The sequence below is a fragment of the Flavobacterium branchiicola genome (assembly GCF_018383905.1).
In the GTDB taxonomy this organism is placed as follows: domain Bacteria; phylum Bacteroidota; class Bacteroidia; order Flavobacteriales; family Flavobacteriaceae; genus Flavobacterium; species Flavobacterium branchiicola.
In genome coordinates this window covers 530,703-547,906 of sequence record NZ_JAGYWA010000001.1, presented here as the reverse complement: position 1 = coordinate 547,906, position 17,204 = coordinate 530,703, and the positions used below count along the sequence as shown (strand labels likewise).

Annotated in this window: 12 protein-coding genes; 5 read left to right on the top strand and 7 right to left on the bottom strand. The window is 32.4% G+C overall.

What is annotated here, in order from left to right:
* Nucleotides 1-165: 165 nt before the first annotated feature.
* Nucleotides 166-456: an HU family DNA-binding protein gene (locus KHA98_RS02365; RefSeq protein WP_007805026.1), complete on the bottom strand. Its 291-nt coding sequence runs from the start codon at nucleotides 454-456 to the stop codon at nucleotides 166-168.
* Nucleotides 457-596: 140 nt separating this feature from the next.
* Here KHA98_RS02365 and mutY point away from each other — a divergent pair, with 140 nt between their 5' ends.
* From mutY to gldD, 4 genes are read left to right on the top strand one after another with little or no spacing between them, the layout of a single operon-like run.
* Nucleotides 597-1,643 (top strand): A/G-specific adenine glycosylase, encoded by a 1,047-nt coding sequence (gene mutY, locus KHA98_RS02360; RefSeq protein WP_213254877.1) that lies wholly within the window; start codon nucleotides 597-599, stop codon nucleotides 1,641-1,643.
* A 37-nt stretch (nucleotides 1,644-1,680) separates the two neighbouring features.
* The gene (locus KHA98_RS02355; RefSeq protein WP_213254875.1) at nucleotides 1,681-2,121 is read left to right on the top strand and encodes a single-stranded DNA-binding protein; all 441 of its coding nucleotides are present in this window, start codon (nucleotides 1,681-1,683) and stop codon (nucleotides 2,119-2,121) included.
* A gap of 23 nt (nucleotides 2,122-2,144) precedes the next feature.
* Nucleotides 2,145-3,440, top strand: coding sequence for a gliding motility-associated protein GldE (locus KHA98_RS02350; protein WP_213254874.1), 1,296 nt, complete (start codon nucleotides 2,145-2,147; stop codon nucleotides 3,438-3,440).
* Between the two features lies 1 nt (nucleotide 3,441).
* Complete coding sequence (gene gldD / locus KHA98_RS02345; RefSeq protein WP_213254873.1) at nucleotides 3,442-4,002, top strand: gliding motility lipoprotein GldD; 561 nt, start codon at nucleotides 3,442-3,444, stop codon at nucleotides 4,000-4,002.
* Nucleotides 4,003-4,284: 282 nt separating this feature from the next.
* On the opposite strand, the gene KHA98_RS02340 is transcribed toward gldD, so the two are convergent.
* Nucleotides 4,285-4,608 (bottom strand): hypothetical protein, encoded by a 324-nt coding sequence (locus KHA98_RS02340; RefSeq protein ID WP_246522117.1) that lies wholly within the window; start codon nucleotides 4,606-4,608, stop codon nucleotides 4,285-4,287.
* 229 nt (nucleotides 4,609-4,837) lie between these two features.
* On the opposite strand from KHA98_RS02340, the gene KHA98_RS02335 reads away from it, so the two are divergent.
* Complete coding sequence (locus KHA98_RS02335; RefSeq protein WP_213254872.1) at nucleotides 4,838-5,257, top strand: helix-turn-helix domain-containing protein; 420 nt, start codon at nucleotides 4,838-4,840, stop codon at nucleotides 5,255-5,257.
* 524 nt (nucleotides 5,258-5,781) lie between these two features.
* On the opposite strand, the gene KHA98_RS02330 is transcribed toward KHA98_RS02335, so the two are convergent.
* The 5 genes from KHA98_RS02330 to KHA98_RS02310 form a co-directional block, all read right to left on the bottom strand.
* Entirely contained in the window at nucleotides 5,782-6,360 is a 579-nt protein-coding gene (locus tag KHA98_RS02330) for a hypothetical protein (protein WP_213254871.1), read from the bottom strand.
* Nucleotides 6,344-11,161: an RHS repeat domain-containing protein gene (locus tag KHA98_RS02325; RefSeq protein ID WP_213254870.1), complete on the bottom strand. Its 4,818-nt coding sequence runs from the start codon at nucleotides 11,159-11,161 to the stop codon at nucleotides 6,344-6,346. Before KHA98_RS02325 ends, KHA98_RS02330 begins: the two co-directional genes overlap by 17 nt.
* Before the next feature lie 7 nt (nucleotides 11,162-11,168).
* A complete protein-coding gene (locus KHA98_RS02320) occupies nucleotides 11,169-15,899 on the bottom strand; it encodes a hypothetical protein (protein ID WP_213254869.1) in 4,731 nt (1,576 codons plus the stop codon).
* A 10-nt stretch (nucleotides 15,900-15,909) separates the two neighbouring features.
* Nucleotides 15,910-16,431, bottom strand: coding sequence for a hypothetical protein (locus tag KHA98_RS02315; protein ID WP_246522115.1), 522 nt, complete (start codon nucleotides 16,429-16,431; stop codon nucleotides 15,910-15,912).
* 67 nt (nucleotides 16,432-16,498) lie between these two features.
* A complete protein-coding gene (locus tag KHA98_RS02310) occupies nucleotides 16,499-17,032 on the bottom strand; it encodes an OmpH family outer membrane protein (protein WP_213254867.1) in 534 nt (177 codons plus the stop codon).
* Between the last annotated feature and the right edge of the window lie 172 nt (nucleotides 17,033-17,204).

Genomic DNA, 17,204 nt, shown 5'->3' with positions numbered 1-17,204 from the left:
TCAATTTCAATGAACGTTAAAAAGAAAAAAGTAGTTTAAAACTACTTTTTCTTCTTGTGACGGTTAGCTCTCGCTCTTTTTTTACGTTTGTGAGTAGCTACCTTATGTCTCTTTCTTTTTTTACCACTTGGCATATCGTGTCAGATTTTATGTTAATTAATAGTATTATTTTGCTTCGTTGTTCGTTTTTACTCCTTCTACAAAAACTTTTGCAGGTTTAAATGCAGGAATGTTGTGCGCTGGAATTTTAATTGTAGTATTTTTAGAAATGTTTCTTCCAGTCTTTTCAGCTCTGGTTTTAACGATAAAGCTTCCGAAACCTCTTAGGTAAACATTGTCACCAGTTTCTAATGAAGTCTTAACTTCTTCCATAAAAGTTTCTACTGTTGCTTGAACATCTCCTTTTTCAAGACCTAGTTTTTCTGAAATTTTCGCTACGATATCTGCTTTCGTCATTTTCTTTCCTATTTTATTTTATAAATGATGTACTATTTTTTTGAGTTTGCAAATATAGGAATTAAAAAAATAATTAATCAAGCTAATTCGTTAAATTTTAATTACATAAACATTTACTTTTGTATTCTAAGTATTTTACGATGAATTTTCATAACATATTGGTAAATTGGTATTTACAAAACAAACGTGATTTGCCATGGCGAAATACGACCGATCCTTACCTGATTTGGCTCTCAGAAATTATGCTTCAGCAAACGCGAGTTGTACAAGGAATGCCTTATTTTTTTTCGTTTACGAAAGAATTTCCTACAGTCTTTCATCTTGCAAATGCCTCAGAAGAGCAAGTTTTGAAACTTTGGCAGGGTTTAGGGTATTATTCTCGTGCCCGAAATTTGCATAAAACGGCTCAATATGTCGCAAATGAGCTAAATGGAGTTTTTCCTGAAAATTATAAAGAATTACTAAAATTAAAAGGAGTAGGGGAATATACCGCCGCCGCAATTGCTTCTTTCTCCTATAATGAAGCCGTTCCTGTTGTAGATGGAAATGTTTTCAGGGTTCTTTCCCGTTATTTTGATATAGAATCAGATATTGCTCTGCCGGCAACCAAAAAAGAATTTACCGAACTGGCATTTGAATTAATGCCAAAAGATAACCCCGCAATCTTTAATCAGGCCATAATGGAGTTTGGTGCTTTGCAGTGCGTGCCTAAAAGTCCGGATTGTAAAGTTTGTGATTTTAATGAAAGTTGTGCCGCTCTTCAAAAAAAGAAAGTAGCTGCATTGCCTGTAAAATTAAAAAAGACAAAAGTGACCAACCGTTTCTTTAATTACTTGATTCTGGAAGATATTTTAGGAAATACTTTAATACAAAAAAGAGAAGCAAAAGGAATCTGGCATAATTTATATGAATTTCCGCTTTTTGAAACCACTGATATTGCCGATTTTACGACCGTTTCAAATGCAGTTCAAAACGACATATTTTCTACATATAATATAATAGGTATAGAAGGATGCGATGAAGCGACTGTAGTTCATAAACTTTCGCATCAACACCTTCATATTCAGTTCTGGAAAATTAAAATTGCTGAAAAAATCGAAAACGGTTTGGTTGTCAGTGAGTTAAAAAAATTTCCGTTTCCAATTGTGATTTATAATTTTATTGAAAAGCAGGAAATAAATTGCTAAAAAAATGTATCTTTGGTAGAAATACGACTTAAAAACTATGAACGGAACATTAAATAAGGTAATGCTAATTGGCCATTTAGGAGATGATGTAAAAATGCATTATTTTGATGGCGGAAATTGCATAGGGCGTTTTCAGCTGGCTACAAATGAAGTTTATATTAATAAGACAACCAACGAAAAAATAACTTCAACAGAGTGGCATAATTTAGTTGTACGCAATAAAGCGGCAGAAATTTGCGAAAAATATTTATCAAAAGGAGATAAGATTTACATCGAAGGACGTATAAAATCCCGTCAGTGGCAAGCTGAAGATGGTACAACAAAATATACTACCGAAATTCAGGTTACTGAGTTTACCTTCCTGACTACCAAAAAAGAAACCGGAAATCATAAACCGAATCAAGAACAAGAAGCCGCAAAAAATACTACCTTTGACGCAACGAATGAAGGCCTGCCTATAAACGACCTGCCTTTTTGATTGTTTAATTAATCTTTTTTAATTTGGACCCAGAGCCCAGTTTATTTCTTAATACCACATTTGACGCCAATTTGATTATTGGTTTTGTCGGAATATTTATCTTGTTACTCTTATCGGCGATTGTTTCAGGTGCCGAAGTTGCATTTTTCTCTTTGTCTCAAAAAGATATTGATGAAACCTTGCAGGAAAATCTCTCTAAAGGAAAAATTATTTCCAATCTTTTAGACAAACCCAAAAAATTACTGGCTACGCTTTTAGTAGCAAATAATTTCTTAAACATTGGAGTTGTTATTTTATTCTCTTTTATAGGACGAAATATATTTTCGAATATAGATTCGCCGGTTTTAAAATTCATTCTTGAAGTTATTCTCGTAACTTTTTTGATTTTGCTGTTTGCCGAAGTTTTACCAAAGGTTTACGCCAGCCGAAACAATATAAAATTCGCCAAAAGAGTAGCGTATCCAATCGCTCTTCTGGACAAATTACTCTCGCCAATAAGCTTGCCCATGCGCAGCGTTACCTTATATTTGCACAATAAATTAGGGAAACAGAAAAATAATTTCTCAATAAATCAGCTTTCTCAGGCGTTGGAACTTACGGATTCTGAAGGAACATCAACCGAGGAACAGAAAATTCTGGAAGGAATCGTTTCTTTTGGTAACACAGATACCAAACAGGTTATGAGCCCCAGGATTGATATTTTTGCCCTGGAAATTTCAGAACCATTTTCGGCTATTTGTCCTAAAATTATAGACAAAGGATTTTCCAGAATTCCGGTTTACAGAGACAATATAGACCAGATTGAAGGCGTTTTGTTTGTGAAAGATTTATTGCCTCATATTGATAAAGAAGAATTTGACTGGCCGTCTTTAATGCGAAAAGCCTTTTTTGTTCCCGAGAATAAAAAACTGGACAACTTATTAAAGGATTTTCAGAGTCTTAAAAGCCATTTGGCAATTGTAGTCGATGAATATGGCGGAACCTCAGGTTTGGTATCTTTAGAAGACGTTATTGAGGAAATAGTAGGGGATATAAGCGACGAGTTTGATGACGAAAATCTGAACTTCTCGCAAATAGATGAAAAGAATTTTCTGTTTGAAGGAAAGATCAACCTGAAAGATTTCTACAGAATTGTAGATGTTGACGAAGATGTTTTTGATACCCGTAAAGGCGAAGCCGAAACGCTGGCAGGATTTATACTCGAGATTTTGGGTAATTTCCCTAAAAAAGATCAAAAAATAGCGTTCGAAAACTGTCTTTTTACCATAGAAACAGTCGATAAAAAGCGTGTAAAACAAATAAAAGTAACAATAGATTAAGATGTTAAAAAAGATAATTTCGGCAGCGGTAGTTTTACTGGCATTAACTGTTGTAAGTTGTAAAGATGATGTGTTGCCAAAACCGGCAAGTTTTTTACGTTTAGATTATCCCGAAGCAAAATATGTTCATTTTGAAAATGATTGTCCTTTTGCTTTTGATATGAATGAAGATGCGACTATAAAAGGCGAGAAAAACTGCGGATTTGCGATTACCTATCCAAAAATGAAAGCCACTATTTATCTGACTTATAAACCAGTTCACGGCGATATTGAAAAACTATTGAAAGATGCTCAAAAACTAACCTACGAGCACGTAATAAAAGCCGATGATATTCTGGAGCAACCGTATTTAAACCCCGAAAAAAAGGTGTATGGAATGTTTTACCAAGTAGACGGAAACGCGGCTACAAACTCACAGTTTTACGTTACAGACAGTACAAAACACTTTATAACAGGTTCGGTTTATTTTTATGCCAAACCCAATTTCGATTCGGTTATGCCGGCGGCAAGTTATATCAAAAATGATATGCAGCGTATTATGGAAACCTTGAAGTGGAAATAAAAGAGATAAAAAACGGCGTTCAAATCTGAACGCCGTTTTTGTTTGCATATAATTGTTTTTAGTTCTTTTTGTATCGCAAATACAGAAAAAGGACTCGTTGTTTTTTTTAAAAACTTTTAACACATAGAAACATAGCTTTCTTTGTCTAAAAAAGGCGTTTCACTTGCATTAACAAACATAGCTATGTGTAAGAAACTAGTTTCTTTTTTTAATCTTTTTAGCAATATGTAATAATCTATGTTTCTATGTGTTTAAAATGATTACACTCAGCACGTATGAGAATTATTTTATTTCAGAATCTGCAATTTGTTTTTGATTGATTTCGTTTAAAAGCTCAAAATCATCCAGAGGAAAAAGCTGAAGTGCCATTGCTAAAACCAAATTGATATTAATTGATGAATCTTGGTTTTCTGTTTCACCTTTATTGGCTTTTTGATCGAGTGCCAGAATGCATAATTTTAGCATATCGGTTATTAGATAACCTAGTTCCTGATAATTTAATAACTCTATTTGTGCCGTATAAAAGCCTTTTTGGTTATTGGCGGATTTTGAAAACCCGGAATAAGATTTTTTAGTTTCGTTTAAATTTTTAATTAATTCCATCATAGCATTTAATTTTAAGGTTGGTTAATTAGTTTTGTACTTAATTGATTATCTTTCGTAAACAGAGTAATAGGGGTTTTTTATTTTGAATGAAAAATCGTACTTTTGTTTAAGGCGCAAGTAAATAACATTGTTTGCCGTAACAAATCATTTTGAGCTGTAAAAGACGAAATTTGACATGTTTTTTACGGATTGCTTTATTTTTTTTATTCCTAATTAGTACCTTTGAAATATGAGCACATTAACAAAACCAAATCATATAGGGCGAAAAATAAGCCGTATTCGCGAATTAAGAGACATGAAGCAGGATGCGCTTGCAGTGGCCTTGGGCACTAATCAACAAGCAATATCGGCTATGGAAAACAGCGAAACTATCGACGATGAAAAATTGGCAGAAGTTGCCAAAGCTCTTGGCGTAACGGTTGAAGCAATTAAAAACTTTTCGGAAGAAAACGTGATTAATTATTTCAATAACATTCACGATAATGATTTTAGCCACAGCAATGGAGCGGTTCAGTCAAATAACTGCTCGTTCAATCCGTTAGATAAAATGATGGAAGTTGTAGACGAAAACAGAAGACTCTACGAGCGTTTGTTAGAATCTGAAAAAGAGAAAATTACTTATCTCGAGAAGCTATTAAAAGATAAATAGTTTTTTTAATTATATCAAAAAGGGCTGAATCTAATTGTTTTAGATTCAGCCCATTTTTTGTTTATAATAATTTGTATTTCGTCTAATTTTTTCGAACACTTATGATTGCAAATCGGCGCTATCGGGCTTATTGACTAGAAAAATATCTGAAATACTACCCCTTTAGTCTAATATCATTTCGGACTATAATATAAAATATTGAGAAAATAAATATGAGAGTTATTATATATCCAACCCAGATATTTCTCATTTCATATTTCTCTATATATTGATCCGTTAATTTTCCCTTAAATCCTTTTATAATCCAAAAAAATAAGCCTCCAATCCATATGGATGTAAGTTCTGCCGCGAATGGTTCTTTTGCCATAGTTTATTTTTGGTATTTTATTTTTTTTTGCCACTGTTTTAATAAAAGTTATATAACCTAAAGCTTTTATATTTAATAATTTATAATGTGTCTTATTGTTGTAGGCACGAATTGTAAATCCGCGCTATCGGGTAATTTATCTCAAGACTTTTCATAATTATAACCTTTCTTTTTGAATTTTTATTATTTTATCTTTTTGTATAGGAGTTACATTTTTGTTTAACATTTTATATTGTCCAATGTCAGAAGAGTCTTGTTCATAAATTATTATAGATCTATTCATCATATCAACAAATATTTTATCAAGTAATAATTTATCTGACATGTAATCAATTTTATTGAAAAAAGTATCTTTTAAATTAAAATATTTTTTATAATCTCTGATATTAATACTTGCATCGATTTCGCAAGAACTATTCTGCTTTACAATATTTCTTGAACCAGAATAAATAGGTATTATTGCATTTTGTAGAGTATCTAATAAATATAAACTTGACTTTGTTTTATCATATTTGTTTGCTTTAGAGGTGAATACTATATCTTTTTTAGAACCATTTCTAAATTTAAAAGTAATATCGTAAGATGGAGGCAAACTAGAATCACTATCTGGATTACTTTTAAGGTATAGACTATATTTTATAAAAAATATTTCGGTTTCATCCGTTAATTCATGATTAGAACAGCTGGACAATGTTAATAATATTATAAAAAGAATTAATTTAATTTTTTGGATCATATTTTTCCACTAGATTTTTGTTAGTATTATAGGCATCTATTATATGGTCGCGATAAGAACCAGTTACAAATCTAAAATTAAGACTTTCCATTTGCATTTTATAAATCATTTGATGTTCGTACCATTTATGTAAATCAACGCGTGGCCACATCCCGGCAGAAGGGTATGGGTTTTTTATTTCATGCCAAAAAGTATGTCCTCTAAATTCATGTTCAAAATTTGAAAATAAATTTGGAGCAGTATTTAGTACTGATCTTTTATCAAAATTTTGAGTAATGACAGATGCTAGAGTAATTCCAAATGTGTGTTCATCATGTCTCGTAGTCAGATCATATGCATCGATAGTCAAACCATATTTTGATGAAACTTCTATCCTACGTTTTAGTAATTTTTTATATACGTCTTCATGGTAATAAAACTTATGGAGTACGATAGCGATGTGAGTTGTTGCTTTTTGAAATAGTAATATGCTTTTAAAATCATTTGTTAAATCTACAATTGAGACACTGTTTTTCGTAGCAACATTATGGTTAATAATTCCTTTTTTACCACTTCTTTTGAGACGATTAAACTTGTTCTTGTCCATAAATAAAACCTCATCATGAAGAAAGCCAGTGCTATCATTTCCTAAATACTCTCCATTATTTATATCGTAAATTGGACTAGCAATTCCTCCATCATTATCAATCATTCCAATAGGATTGTTACCCATTCCTAAGTAGGGGCTTGCAAATTGTTTAGCAGGGTCTGGGCGTAGCCATCTTCCAATTCTTCCATCCCAAAGGCGAAGCTGGAAAGCTTCCATTCCTATTGCCTGATCAAGTTCTTGTCCTTGAAACGCATATCGAGAATTTGTTGTAGATACACTCCTGCCAGGTAATTGTTCTCCAAAAGGATAATAATCAACAGATGACTGCGTTGTATTACCGTTGGAAGGCTTGCTCACTATAGCTCTAACATTTCCTAAATGATCTGTAATCTCATAGTTAAATACGTTTGGGGCTGTACTGTTGCAATTCCCTAAACGGCTCAAACCATAAATATTATTTTCTCTTGAAAGTAATGCCCCGCTATTTGAAAAATTATAAATAACCAACGCATTGCCAGAAAGATCTAAAGCATAAAAAGTAGTCTTATCTAAACCATAAGGATTGGCAGTTGAATAGTTTTCTTTTTTTACTAATTGTCCCCTTTCATTGTATAAGAACTTTACAAGTGTGCGGTTATCTTTTTGTATTTCACTAACCAGTCCTTGTGTGGTATAAAGATACTTTAAGTTTTCGGAAATATTCTGTGTTAATTGACCAATTTCATCATATTTGTAATTATTTTGATTTTGGTTACCAAGATCAGCAGAATTGGTCGGAGAATTAGTAATATTATCTTTAACATAATTTAATTGATTCTTCCCAGAATAGTAACCATAATTTAGATCATCCTGCATATTACCTAAGGCATTGCTGCGTTTCAGGGTCAAAATATTACCATTAGGGTCATAAGTAAGATCACCTTCTTTATAATTGTTGGAAGGAGTTATTATGGAACTATTTGCATCTGCGTTTCCGTATGTGGCATTAGCTAGCCAATTGTTACGATTGTAATTATATAAGTATGCTTTTGGTTTAGCGGTTCCGCCAGAAAAATCTTCATTAAAGCCTTTATTGGTCCAACGGGCAGCTTTGATATTTCCGTTATAATCTGCACCAGCTGTTGGAGAAGAAGTTATATTTCTTCCCGTTCTTAGATAATCACTTGGATAATAATCAAGCGTTAAACCAAATACATCATTACTGTCTCCTCCTGGATCTTTAGATGCATCTAAATTAGGATGATTAATGCTTTTAAGCTGTCCTCCTAGGGTATATACATAATCAAGACCTTGTATTCCTTGCCCAATGTTTACTCTTTTTAATTCGCCAGTTTTATAATACGTATAGTCCGCATGAGTCGTAAAGTTTTCAGGGGATAAATTCGTTGCCGTTTGTACTGTTGTTAGTTTTCCATTGTTAGAATCGTAAGTGTATTGATGTATAAACTGTTCTGAAGCATTGTTTTTTTGAAACAACGTTCTTTTAATATTTCCATTATAATCATATTCGTAATAAGTAGTTTTGATGCCAATACCATCAGTATATTGAGCAATCCATTCTGTTCTACCATAAGAATCATAACTGTACCAAGTTATGCTATTTATTGTATTGCCTGCGTCTGCTTTGTATGTTATGGCAAGATTTCCTGACAGATTGTTTTGTAAACTAGCCAAAGAAGGTGCTAAAGTTGCTAGGCTTAATGCAGGTGGAATGGTTAGAGAATATGGTGTTGGTAGTGAATTGTCATCATTTGTAACGTTTTCTGGATAGTCGTAAATTGCGAATAATCTTTCAGAAGTATTTGTTGATATTGTTGCATCAGTATCTGCTGAAGTTGAAGCGATATTCCATATTCCTGAGACATCAGTAATTACACCACTTTCTATAGGCCTGCCAAGACTATCATAATTGGTATAAGAAACTTGAGAATTTTTTGCCTGCAGAGCGCTTTGAGAATAACGAATGTTACCGTCTTTTCTATAAACAAAGTTGCTTATTCCTTCATCAGAGCTAGTAACTGTGGCTAACTGCCCAAGAGAGTTGTAACTATATGTTGATGAGAAATTTGAACTAGTCATATGGGGAGGACTGTCAACTATTGAAGTGTTATTCGTATAGCCATTAGGTTGTATAGATTTTATTAATTGACCGGTTTTGTTGTAAATATTCACAGCATAATCATAATAATTCACATTGTAAGTAACTCCAAGATCTTCGGCTACAACATTGTTAATACTTTTATCTGTTTTATTGATATAAGTTATTCCTAATGCTGAAATTGGTTTATTTATTAATTCAATTCTATAAACTCCAGATGGTATATTAGATTTTACAGTTAATAGATTTCCTGTTTTCAAATCATAAACATTATACAACGATGAATTTCCTAAGAAATTAATACTTCCTCCACAACCTATAGGCAAATGTATATCTACATACCCTTGAGGACCAATTAACGATTTTACCGGATAAGATATTGTTCCGCCAGATTTTGCAGTTGCCAATGTTTTTCCTTCAACATCAGTAAATGAAACATTTTCTACACCATTTGCATCAATTGAAATTGTTTTAACACATTTTAAATCAGCAATTAAGTAATTTGTATTATTTGATACATTAATAGTCTGGTTTAATACATTTATTTCGCTAAAAGTATCCCAACTGCCAGCTAAAATTGTCAGAGGATTGTTTACATCGATGTTATTTATTCCGGTTGTGTTTCTATAGCTTATTTCGTTAAAAACCTGAACTATTTTAGTTTCACCATTTATGATCATTTTGTATAATTTTCCTCGTTCTAATGGTGAATTTGCCTTTACAGCATATATGTATGCTCCTAGTTGCATCATAATATTAAAATTAGCCCCAGGTATAGATTCGGGAGAGAGAACGTTGCTTTCTGATGTTATAACCTTTAAAAAGTATGCAGAAAGACCAAAATTATCATATTGTGGATATTCTTTTTTTGAAACATATGATTCAATATTGGGAGCATCAAAAAAAGAGGTGCCATATACATAATACATTTCCTGTGCCGCTGGAACTGTATACGAATAATCCGTTTTCCATTCTCCATTTACTTTATTTCCTCCTACAACATTTATTATATTTTCAGGATCTAGCGAATCATAATTTATTTGAGAAAAAGGATGCGTTGCTGTAGCCTGATATGGCTCATCGGTATTATTATCACTGTAATAATTTGCTAGATTTGTGTTGGCAGAATTATCTGATAAGTAGCTGGCTACAACTTTAAAAACACTTCCGGGAGTAGCTGTAATGCTAAATCCTTCACTTAAAGTGACAGAAGGTGCCATTAAAGTAACGCTTAATCCAGAACTTACTACGCCGTTTGCTGTTATGGTTTGTGTTGCTTTATAGTCATTATTTGAGGTAATATTTGTAAGCGAAAGATTTGCAGGGGAAGACCCTGCAGCTGCTTCTGCATTACTTTTTAAAAAATTTGTTTTGTCAAATGTATTGAGAGGTGATGGCGCTACAAAGGATGTTTTATCTGGCCTGCCAGAACTGTCATAAATTGTTTCGGTACCCCAAACTTTATCCCATGCAAAATCTTTTACTAAACTAACATAAGGTTTGGCTAAATTATTAAAATAACTTCTTGAAGCTCCTATTGCTTTTCCTTTTATATCGTAAGTAATTTCATGTATCCAATGATTGTTTTTATCTGTAGCTAAGGAATAATAATTACCTGTTGGTTTGGTACAGCTTATGATTGGCGAGCCGTCTAAATCAGATACAATTCCATCTCCGTTAGTGTCTAGATACCATTTTGTATTAGGGTTAATATCTTTATTATTATCATCACAATCCAAATTATTAGCAACATAGTCTGTAGGCGGATTGCAACCATATGCTGGATAATTGGGATCACCAAATCTATCATGATCTTTGTCGTAATACCAAACATAATAAGTTATATCTATATTGTTATCATCGCAATCATTGTTGTTGCTGACCCACTTTTCAGATGGCCTTGTGCAGGCCATTTGAGAATAATTGGGATCTCCGGCTCCATCACCATCATTGTCATAAAACCATCCGTATTTTTCATATTCCTCACAATCTCCTGGTTCTGGATCTATAATTCTTTGTGTAGCAGCGGGTTTGCTATTCGAGTCTTGAGAATAGGCGATAGTGAAATTTAAAAAACCGATTATGTACAGTAATATGTATATGTATCTTTTCATAACTTGATTAATTTAAATATCTATTATTGTATATATTGGTTTTTACTACTTTGAATCCTCCTGTTGTCACACCATTTACAGCATCATTTACTACTTCAATAGATGTTTTTATAACTCTACCAGCAGCATCATATTCAAATTTAGTTGCTAGCCCACTATTATTTATTGTATAAGTTAATTCTCCCCAGTCATTATATACATAACCTACTATAGAAGAAGAAACTGGACGAATCATAAGATCATCAAAATACACTTTTGAAGCATCAAGAGAGCAAAAATCAATGGTGCATGCTGTTTTAGGAAGTTGCACATAAGCAGTTTTAAGTTGCCAATTTCCAGCAATAATGTTATCATTAACAAGAGGGATTGCATTACCATTTATTTTTATAACTGCTTTTGGGCTATTACTCTTTTCAACCCAAATAGATATTTTGTATTTACCAGATCTATGTTCATCATTTTTCATTGATACTGTCATTTTTGATGTTGATGTTGTTTCAACTGACTGCTTACCTGTGTGGGAAGTCACGCCACTCAACATAGATGTGCTAGTAACTGATATTTCGGGATCGACCCAGATTCCGTTATTAGTTTCTGCACTAGAATAAAAGATTTCACCGTAGCGAGCACTTCCGCTTACGGTTAATTTAGAATCAAAGTTCCCCATCTTGCTACTGACATAATTTTTATTTATGCCTTTTACTTCAAGAGGGTTTGAATAATGATCATATAGTGTAATTTCTGAAACTTGTTTCCATTGAGCAGCTTGTCCAACATCGAGTCCAGCTCTTGAAGGTACTAACCAGCTAAATCCATCATCTTTGGTTGTTTGTGTATCTGTATAGTTTAAATAAATCCCATTAGCATCTTTACTTCCGTTCCAAACATAAGACTTGTGTTTTCTCCAGATTTTTTCTTTTGTATTGGAGGGTTCTACTATATTACCGGAAATATCTTTGTAAGCCCAGATATTACTCCATGTGGTAATATCAACTCCTGTTATTTTAAAAGAAGAGCTTTCTTTTAAGTAAATATAATTGGCAGCAGTTTGAGATAACATATTTTTGTTTTGGAAATCGTCTACTCTGGATCCCATATTATAATATTCAGGTTTGGTATAAGCAGGAACAATTTTATTTTTTATTGTTTTTCCATCACTTGTAGTTGTGGTAGTTTCTAGTGCTAAACCAGTTAATAAATCAAATTTGTCAAACGTTATGCTACTTGTATAGCCTTTTTGAGTATTGGTAGTTTTTATTAATTGGTTTGGATAAGAAGTTTTACTTACAGAATTAACCGTGTAATATTGTTTGCCAGGGACAATATTGTAAAGTGATAAAAAGGATTCTTGTTTAGTTCCAAATTCATCTTGTGAATCAGTCGAAACACGGTATTCATTTTTGAGTGAATAGGAAGTCTGATTTTTTGTGTTGTACTTTTTAGCAGAAAGTAAACGTCCTAAGTTGTTAATTCTGTTTTTGATATCATATTTTGTAAATCGTAAATCAACAGCGTTATTAGGAATGATTGTTGCTTCATCCTGTATCTTATTTATGGTTAGATAGTTTCCAATGTTATAGACAGAGCCTGAATTTTTGCTATAATTGGTAAGGGTCTCAAAACTATAATTTGTTTTTGAGAGCATATTATTATCAGCATTTGATTCCTCCACTGAGACATTGCTATACATGATAACAGGAGGAGGAAGTTCAGAAGCATATGGTAAAATCATAAAGTCTTTTGAAGGAACAAATGAGGTTACTCCAGACGATTTATAATTTGTGTCTAAAGGATTTTTATTGAAACCATTTTGATTGTAATAATAATTGGTTTTATTAGTAATGTTAATTCCATCTGAGTAGCTTATTTCTTTTACTCTTATGCCTCCACCTTTTCCATAATTTGGAGTTCCAGTTAAAGTATATGATTTTGCAGCTACGGCATTGTAATCGTCCGATTCATATTGGATGTTCATTTTAGAGCCCATTGGAGTTGTTATTTCGTTGAGGCACCATGCCGTAGGGTCTAACTTATTATATCCCCAACCATCTTCGTTGTTAACGTTAAAAGATGTAGACGGATTATTATAATTAAATTGGTATTTAGGTATACAAGCAATACCTTGATGGCCTAAAAACTCAACAGCTTTTAATGTTAACTTCCCTTTATTTCCTGCAGAAGAATGAAACGAATTAGGCATTAAGGAATAATTAGCATCATATTGGAAATTAATTATTTTTTCTGCATTTTGTTCAATACTTGAACTTGTAACATCATTTGCATCTATAACTTTTTCGCTTTGGTGTATTGCAATTTCTTTAATATTGGTATTTATATCAGCCAAATAGGTCCCATTTAGATTGCCAATTGTGTGGTAACCAGGGCTTCCAGGGCTGTCTTCAATCAAGCAAGATAAAACCTGAAATCCTCTGTTTTCATATAAAAATGCTTTTTTATTAGAAGTTAGTGCTGCTCCAGATGCTTTATTAATGCTTATATTTTTATCATTTTTCAGGAGTATAATTTTGTCTAATTTTAATGAATATTGTGCTGGAAAATCAGCGTATCTATATGAAGCTTTATATCCATTTACAGATCCTACTTTTTTTGCAACATTATTTTCTTTATATGTTGATGGTAATCCATAATTGGAAATAACGGGTCCTGCTTGGTAAAACTGCAATAAGTTTGATGTAAATTTTTTGGGACTTGAATTTTTGTCAAACCCAATGCTATTAGGTGCTTGAGTTGTATATCGCATAAAAGCATCAGATTGAGCATCTTTTCGTAAGCTTTTTACAAAATAGGCAGTATGTGTTCTGGTTTTTACGGCATCTAGATAATAAATTTGTTTTCTACCTCTATAATATTCATATCTATCATCGTTTCCTGTACTTCCTTTAACGATATCATAATTTCCTGTACTTCCGTTCCAGATATAACCATCAGACCATTTGCCATAATCAAATTCAACCCAATATCCATAATCTTGAGAATCAACTTTATTATTTCCATTAGTGTCGACGTAATCAGGTCCAGTGATAGCGGTCAGCAGCCAGTCAGTTGCATATGGGACATTTGATTCCCTTTCCATAAATTTAGAATCTTCATTTGTTTGGACAATAAAATTTTTGTACCAAATTTCAAAATTAATTACAGGTAAAGAATAGTGATATACTTTACCGTCGATATCAGTAATTCTATATCCACCAATTGATTCAGGTCTGTATATTTCAGGTTGGTTTCTGTTTAAATTATTCGCTTCGATAAACGTTCCTCCAGTCGCTGAAGTTCCAGATAAAATTTGTGAATTTGTAAAAACTTCAACAGATTTCCCTGTTCTTTTGCGATTAGTTCTGGCATCAACTTTTAGCGCAATATTTTCATTTGTAGAAGTTTCGCTAAACTTATCTGTTTTTTGAGTCTTGGCATATTTTTGACCAAGATAAGTTTGATATCCGGCACTTAAAATATTAGGATCTTGGTTTTCACGATCTATATCTCTTTTAAGTATAGATCGATCAATTCTAAGAAAAGAAGAATTTGTATTTTCAAATTCAAAGAAAATTTTATTATTTAATTTTAAAGATGTATCATCATTATTTAAAGTATTGTAAAATATACTTTGATTAGGAACATTATAACTGTTTGAGCCATTCGTTATAGTTGTATATTCTCCTGTAAATATATTCTCATGTTTTAATTTCGTTTCTGATGTGAATGCAGGTGTTATAGATCCTGAAAGTCCTTGAGCTTGAACTTTATACTTGTCGTAATTTGGCAGTAAAACGTTGTCATTCAAGTAATCTTTTGTTGAATCACCCAAGTCGGAAATATTGCTAACCCCATCATTATAAATAACTAATTTATTTACATCATGATTTAATCCTAAATCAGATCCGCTATTTGGGTATAATATTCCAGTATATTTTTTTATTTGTTCTTCAAACAAACTATATTTTACTTTAGTGTGACCATAATAAAAGTAAAAACCAGCAATCCCCATGCTATAATTTTCTGAGGATGTTTGTACGTCATAATTGTTTAGTGAAAATGATCCTAAATTGGAGCTAGCCCCCGTTCCTTGTGGTCCCATATACGAGCCTTGGTCTTTTAATGAATTAAATGACACTCCGGTAGAAATATTTGAGACTACATTGTCAAGACTACCACCATAACCAAGTCCTACAGTAGGACCAAAAGTTCCTGTGCCTACAGTTACTGCATAGCCCCCTAAGCCTAATGAAACACTTCCTCCAAAAGTTTTGTTAGAACCCCAGTAAGCTCCTAAACCCGCACTAACATTATAAAAAGTTACCCCGACTCCAGCATCATAATAATTTGCTGTTCCTCCCTGATCATATATAAATGTATTATCATTACCTATTTCTATATCATCTGGATAGCCATTAACACTCCTATTAATTGCTCCTGGATTTAAACTCCATCCAAGTCCCACCCAAGAAGCTTCTTGAGCCATTGCAATTCCTGCATGATTTGATAATGCCAAAGGATAACCTCCTTCTGGACTGGGAACATTTAATAACGGAAGTACATATGACATATCTCCTGTTACTAAATTTACCATATCAGCGGCATCAACAGGTTCGAAATTTGCAGCTTCAAAAGAGTTAGGGCCATTATTAGTGGCAAATAAATTATTTGGTAAAAGTGTTGGAAAAAAAATCAACAGGAAAAAAGTAGCAATAATACGATGGCGTTTTTGGAATTGGGTCATGGTAATGGTATTAAAAAACTAATTGAGGTTCGTTTATTAAGGCTTTGGTGTTTATTTTGAATTTAATGTCTCCAGTTTGAAGACCTAAATCTTCGATAACAAAATTTAAGTAATCTTGTTTCATATATTTTTCATCACGAGGATAGACTATCATAATAGAAGTAGAATTACTCATTCCATACATTCTCGGATAAATGAAGTCGGCTAGGGCTAGGGTATCTTTTGTTGGAGTATAAACATGCAGTTTTTCTTCCATTCCAAAAGCCAATTCATTTACCATTTGTCCGAATTTAGCTTTGTCGTGAGCAACACCATTTAATAGCTCCTGATCGTTTTTTGACATAGAGAGATTAAAATACATGTATTTATTATACTGTTTTCTGAATTTCTCTATCTGAGCGGGGTCTGGCTTATCTCCTAATTCTTGTTTTACAAGTAAATCAGTTGGTCTGTATTGTAAAATATAATTTACATCGGATACCGTTTTTTTGTAAATGTACCCGTTGTCTTCATCTTGTATATAACTATTCATTTCCTCTTGCGTATCAAATTTTTTGTTGCAAGAGGAAACTATTAGTAATAAAAAAAATAGTAAAAATTTATTTTTTATCATACTCAGCATTAAGGCCTTTTAATATCTCTTCTGTTAAGTCGGTTGATTCATCAGCATACATGATATTTCCTCCGCCACTGGCGCCAAATATGATTTTGTAGTTATGATCTTTCCCGTATTCTTTGATATAATCGTTTATATCATTAATTACAGTTTGCGTTACTTTTTTATCTTCTTCTTGAATTTTTTTCTGAATAGCTTCTTGGTAACCATTAATTTGCTGTTGTTTGTTAGACAGAAGTTCTTGTTTTAATTTTAATTCTTTAGGAGATAAGGTCGTTCTTTCTTTTTCGTAGCTTTTTAATTCGTTTTGCCAGTTGCTAATTAGAGAATCTACATTAGCTTTCATTAAAGTCGCTTTTTTATCAAATTCTGCTTTTGCAATTTTTGTTTTGCTGTACCCGGTAATCAATTTGTTTACATCTACATAAACTAATTCTGAACTTGATTTTGCAAAATAGATTGCAATAATGCTTAAAAAAACTGCAAAACCTGCAGCGTACAAAGGTAATTTTTTCATTTTAGGTTATTAGGATAATTTTAACAAAACTAATTAAATATTTGTTAATTTAACAAGTTATTTATTCTTATTTGGTTGGATTTATAATGTATTGATTATTTGTTATTTATGTTTGGATGCAGGAATTTTTTAAAGCTCCAAGGTATTCTGTAGCAAATATTAATTATTAAAA

Excerpts from the sequence above, each read along its gene's own strand:
- KHA98_RS02330 (WP_213254871.1), bottom strand. The coding sequence starts at position 6,360 with ATGATCCAAAAAATTAAATTAATTCTTTTTATAATATTATTAACATTG.
- gldD (WP_213254873.1), top strand. The coding sequence starts at position 3,442 with ATGTTAAAAAAGATAATTTCGGCAGCGGTAGTTTTACTGGCATTAACT.
- KHA98_RS02315 (WP_246522115.1), bottom strand. The coding sequence starts at position 16,431 with ATGAATAGTTATATACAAGATGAAGACAACGGGTACATTTACAAAAAA.
- KHA98_RS02325 (WP_213254870.1), bottom strand. The coding sequence starts at position 11,161 with ATGAAAAGATACATATACATATTACTGTACATAATCGGTTTTTTAAAT.
- KHA98_RS02320 (WP_213254869.1), bottom strand. The coding sequence starts at position 15,899 with ATGACCCAATTCCAAAAACGCCATCGTATTATTGCTACTTTTTTCCTG.
- KHA98_RS02335 (WP_213254872.1), top strand. The coding sequence starts at position 4,838 with ATGAGCACATTAACAAAACCAAATCATATAGGGCGAAAAATAAGCCGT.
- KHA98_RS02365 (WP_007805026.1), bottom strand. The coding sequence starts at position 456 with ATGACGAAAGCAGATATCGTAGCGAAAATTTCAGAAAAACTAGGTCTT.
- KHA98_RS02310 (WP_213254867.1), bottom strand. The coding sequence starts at position 17,032 with ATGAAAAAATTACCTTTGTACGCTGCAGGTTTTGCAGTTTTTTTAAGC.
- mutY (WP_213254877.1), top strand. The coding sequence starts at position 597 with ATGAATTTTCATAACATATTGGTAAATTGGTATTTACAAAACAAACGT.
- KHA98_RS02340 (WP_246522117.1), bottom strand. The coding sequence starts at position 4,608 with ATGATGGAATTAATTAAAAATTTAAACGAAACTAAAAAATCTTATTCC.
- KHA98_RS02355 (WP_213254875.1), top strand. The coding sequence starts at position 1,681 with ATGAACGGAACATTAAATAAGGTAATGCTAATTGGCCATTTAGGAGAT.